This window comes from Oscillatoria salina IIICB1, from assembly GCF_020144665.1.
In the GTDB taxonomy this organism is placed as follows: domain Bacteria; phylum Cyanobacteriota; class Cyanobacteriia; order Cyanobacteriales; family SIO1D9; genus IIICB1.
In genome coordinates, this window is sequence record NZ_JAAHBQ010000134.1 from 1 (window position 1) to 5,530 (window position 5,530).

2 protein-coding genes are annotated in these 5,530 nt (G+C 48.2%); both read left to right on the top strand.

Annotation, left to right across the window (positions count from 1 at the left end):
* On the top strand, positions 1–853 hold an 853-nt coding region (locus G3T18_RS24330; protein WP_224413186.1), incomplete at its 5' end, for a SagB/ThcOx family dehydrogenase.
* A gap of 29 nt (positions 854–882) precedes the next feature.
* Entirely contained in the window at positions 883–5,472 is a 4,590-nt protein-coding gene (locus tag G3T18_RS24335) for a non-ribosomal peptide synthetase (RefSeq protein ID WP_224413187.1), read from the top strand.
* The last annotated feature ends 58 nt before the right edge of the window (positions 5,473–5,530 follow it).

The following is a 5,530-nucleotide window of genomic DNA, read 5'->3' on the forward strand; positions in this document are numbered from 1 at the left end:
CCATCCCCTGCGCCATCGGCTTATTTTAATTTCCAAAGAGGCACATTTGGAACGGAATCTCTATAGCTACTCCAACCGCGAGATTTTCGATCGCGCCGCTTTTGCTCTGTTTTCCATTGGCTCTCTTGACGCGATCGCGCCTTTATACGGCGAATTCGCCCGAAATTTTTGCCTGATCGAGGCGGGGTATATAGGTCAACTATTGAGCGAGGAGTGCCATCGCTATAATATCGGACTCTGTGCCATCGGCGACTCCATTGATGCCAAAGTGCTAGAGACCTGTTTTCACCTCACTGACGATGATATCCTCTTGCATGGATTCCTCGGTGGCGCGATAGCACCCGAACAAAAGCAGCAATGGTTGCAACCACAGAAGACAAACTCAGAAAACACCCTCTCTTTCGAGCAAGAATTACGGAAATTATTAGCCGCACGACTACCTGATTATATGATGCCTTCTGCCTTTGTTTTCTTAGATGAATTACCCCTCACAGCCAACGGCAAAATCAACCGCAAAGCTCTCCCTTCTCCTGAATTTCAATTCTCTCAAACTACCTACGTTGAACCACGCAATCCTCAAGAAGAACTCCTCACGCAAATTTGGCAAGACGTTTTAGAGATCGATCCCATCGGCATTCGCGAAAACTTCTTCGAGCTTGGGGGCAATTCCCTACAAGCGACGCAAATTCTGACGCGAATTCGAGAAGCCTTACCCGCAGCTAATTTGAGCCTTCGCCAACTCATCCACGCAGCAACTATTGCCGAATTAGCCGAGGCAATTGAAGAGAATTTACTGGCTCAAATCGAACAACTATCCGATGAAGAAGCCGCGCATTTTTTGCATGACAAATAACATAACCAACCACCAATAATTAACAACCTATGAAAAAGAAAGAAAATCTATCAACTGACAAGCGAGCATTACTCGAAAAACTGCTCCAAGGAAAAGTCAAACAATCCCTCAAATCCGAACAAGAATCTGAGACAACATCCGTACCACAAATTATCCCCGATCGCGCCGGACGCTATGACCCTTTTCCCCTCACGGATATGCAGCAAGCATATTGGTTGGGAAGAAGTGGGGCTTTTGAGTTAGGCAATGTTTCCATGCACAATTATTTGGAATTGGAAGCGAAAGACTTTGATTTCGACCGCTTTCAACGAGCTTGGCAAAAGTTAATCGATCGCCACGATATGCTGCGGGCAGTGGTTTTAAGCGACGGTAGCCAACAGGTCTTGCCATCCGTTCCCCCTTACGAAATTGCCGTTACCGACCTACGAGATGCCAATGAAACCGCCATTTCATCGCATATCCAAGCCATCCGCGATCGCCTCTCTCATCAAGTCCTACCCCTCGATCGCTGGCCGCAATTTGAGATTATCGCCACTCAATTTGGCGATCGCCATTTTCGCCTGCATTTGAGTTTGGATGGTTGGTGTACCGACTTTTGGAGTACCTTGAAACTCTTTCAAGACCTCTCTCATTTCTACAACGAAAGCGATGGACAACTTCCACCCTTAGATTTGTCCTTCCGGGATTACGTCCTAGGAACTCGCACCCTCCAAGAAACTCCTCGCTATCAAAGAGATTTGACCTATTGGCGCGATCGCCTAGCCGATCTGCCCCCCGCCCCGGATTTACCTCTTGCTCAAAATCCTGGCAGTATTGCCCAGCCTCGCTTCCAACGCCTCCAAGCCGTTCTCGATGCCCAAAGATGGCAAACTTTAAAACAGCAAGCAGCACGTCGAAATTTGACCCCCACGGGGTTACTCCTCGCTACCTACGCAGAAGTGCTATCCCAATGGAGTAAATCTCCTCGCTTTACCCTCAATGTTCCTTCCTTCAACCGCTTGCCCTTCCACCCGCAAATTCAGGAAATTATTGGCGAATGCGCCTCATTTATTCTCCTAGAAGTCAATTGCTCTACCGACGAGCCTTTTGCTGTCCGCGCTCGACGCTTGCAGGAACAATTGTGGCAAGATTTAGAACATGGGGCAGTGAGTGGGGTTCGCATTTTGCGAGAGTGGGTAGAAGCACAACACCACTCGGCCGAACTCGCAGCAATGCCGATCGTGTTTACCCACGGACCGCAACAAAGTGAAACCAATCCCACCGCGATCGCCTTCCTCGAACAACAAACCGAAACTGTTTACAGCATTTCTCAGACTCCGCAAGTCTGGCTAGATTATCAGTATTATGTCCGCTCAGATGGTTCTCTAGATTTTAACTGGGATTATGTTGAGGGACTTTTTCCTCCCGGCACGATCGAAGATATGTTCGAGACTTATCAGCATCTTCTCGCTCGCTTGGCTGACAAAGAGGAGACTTGGCAGCAAAAACAATTGCACCTCGTTCCTGTCGCTCAATTGGCGCAACGGACAAATATTAATGCTACCAACACGAACGCGCCCGAAGGTTTGCTGCATCAGTTCTTTAGCGATCGCGCCCGCCAACAACCTCAACATCCGGCTATTATTACCTACGAAAACACTCTTTCTTATGAAGAAGTGTCTCGCCGCGCCCGTCGCTTGAGTGTAGATTTGCGTCAGTTAGAAGTACGTCCCAACCAACTTGTTGCTGTAGTTATGGAGAAAGGCTGGGAACAAATTGTCGCTGTCTTAGCTATTCTCGCTGCGGGTGCTGCTTACGTTCCTATTGCTCCAACTTGGCCCGAATGCCGCCAAAAAAAGATTCTCGATCGCGCAGGCGTTAAAATCGCTCTGACTCAATCTCACTTGCAAGAACGCCTCTCTGTCTTTACTGAGGTGCAATGGCTATTGGTGGATAAGGGAGAATTAGCTGAGGATCTGCTCGATTCCTCAGAAGCACTACAGCAACAAGACGATTTAGCTTATGTCATTTATACTTCAGGATCTACGGGAGAACCGAAAGGCGTGGCGATCGACCATCGCGGTGCTGTCAATACCATCGTTGACATTAATCGACGCTTTAACGTTACTTCTGGCGATCGCCAAGTGTCTCCGAAGGAGAATCGCGTTTTTGCCCTCTCTGCTCTCACTTTTGACTTGTCAGTTTACGATATTTTTGGCGTGTTGGCTGCGGGAGGAACTCTCATCATCCCCAAGGCTAGACATACGAAAGACCCCGCTCATTGGTTGGAGTTAATCCAGCGAGAAAGGGTAACAATTTGGAATACCGTTCCCGCACTGATGGAAATGCTCGTTGAATATGCGAGCAAGGAAAGCGATTCCGCCCTCGAATCTCTGCGTTTGGCACTTTTGAGCGGCGATTGGATTCCCTTGAGTTTGCCCGATCGCCTCCGTTCCCTTGTCCCAGAAGTACAGATTGTTAGTTTGGGCGGGGCGACTGAGGCTTCGATTTGGTCGATTTTTTATCCGATTGAAACTGTCGATCCCCAATGGAAAAGCATTCCTTACGGTAAGCCCTTGACAAATCAGCAATTTCATGTATTGAATGAAGCTCTCGAACCCGTACCCGTTTGGGTTCCCGGACAATTATATATCGGCGGGATCGGTTTGGCACAAGGATACTGGGGCGATCGCGAAAAAACCGAGGCGAGTTTTATCATTCATCGCACCACTGGAGAGCGCTTGTACCGGACGGGAGATTTAGGGAGCTACCTTCCCGATGGCAATATCGAGTTTCTCGGACGGGAAGACAATCTCGTGAAATTGCAAGGATATCGGCTCGAATTGGGAGAAATTGAGGTAGCACTGCGGCAGCATCCGGGGGTTCGGGATGCTTTAGTCATGGTCAAAGAGAACGTCAAGCATCAGCTTGTAGCCTGCGTGATTTGCGAATCCTCTCTAGAGGGGAGTTTGTTTAATATTGGCGATCGGGACGAGTCGGAAATCGAGAAGTTATGGAAAGCGCTTTTAACAGCCTGCGATCGCGAAACTAACCAAATTTTATCCGAATTCGAGATAGATGCGATCTCCAGCACCCAAGGAGGATTGGAAGAATTGAGTGTTGCTTACATGAAGCGTACATTAAGAGATTTAGGCGTTTATATCCAACCTGGAGAAAGCCATTCTAGCAACGAAATTATGCACCAATGTCGCATTCTCCCACTTTACGACAAAACCATCCGCCAGTGGTTGAGCGTCCTTGAAGATCGAGGAGACTTAATCCCGGAGGAAGGAGATCGCTGGATGAGTCCTCAACCCTTAAACACCGATAACCTGCAACAATTATGGCAAGATGCGAAGCGACTGACAGACCCAATCGCCTGCGGACTCCTTTCCTATTTACAACGTAGTGGGGACAATCACATCCCCATTTTGCAAGGAGAAAAAAATCCTCTGGATCTCCTCTTTGTCAAAGGGAGTCGAGAGACTGCTGAAAGTGCTTATGAAAGTTCTCCTTCCGCCCGCTATTCTAACAGCTTGGTGAAAGCGGCGATCGCGGAATTAGTCCGTACTTGGTCGCCAGATCGACCCCTACGAATTCTAGAAATTGGGGCGGGAATTGGCGCAACGACAGCTTCTGTGTTACCCGAATTACCCGCAAAAAATACCAGTTACACCTATACCGATATTTCCCAATTTTTCCTCAACCAAGGACGGAAAAAATTCACAAGCTATCCCTTTGTAGACTATCGACTCTTCGACATCAACCGGGCTCCCCAGGAACAAGGCTATCAATTGGGAAGTTTCGATCTGATCGTTGCCGTCAATGTCATTCACGTTGCGCGAGATTTAAACGTTACCTTACCTTACACGCGATCGCTCCTAACCGAAGGCGGATTTTTACTCTTAGTAGAATTAACCGAGTTTCGTCCCTCTCACATGACCACAATTGGTTTAACCGAAGGATTTAGCGACTATGAAGACGAACGCTTAAACGCCAATCTACCGACTTTATCGCCGCAACAGTGGTGCGATCGCCTCTCAAGCCAAGGATTTGAACAATGCGCGTTTTTCCCAGAAAAAGGATCGCCTTTGGAGATCTTGGGACAGCACCTCATTATCGCCCGAAGGGATGGGGAAAAACAGTTCAAACGCCAAGCACTACAGGCTTTTTTACAGGAACGGCTGCCAGATTATGCCATTCCTACCCATTATCTTCCCCTCGATCGCTGGCCCCTCACGACCAATGGCAAAATCGATCGTCAAAAGCTGATGACCCTCGAGGGAATCGATTCTCGCGAAACTCGAGAGATTGCACCGCCGAGTAACGAACTCGAACAAGCGATCGCCAATATTTGGCAAGCTATTTTAAACCTCGAACCTCCCCTTGACATCCAGCAAAACTTTTTTGACTTGGGGGGCAATTCTCTCGCGGCGGTGCAAGCTCGCGGTCAACTGGCAGAAACCTTACAACAGGATATCTCGGTTTTGACTTTATTTGAATATCCCACCATTGCATCTCTCGCCCGCTATATCGGCGAAACTCAAACGAACGATACTTTTATGCAAACCGTTCGCGATCGCGGCGATCTTCGCAAGCAAGCTGCTTTAAAAAGACGGCGAAAAAGCCGTCAAACCTAACAAACGATAATTTAATTCCCTTTCAGCAATTGTATTTAACCTTTCGCATTCGGATCGC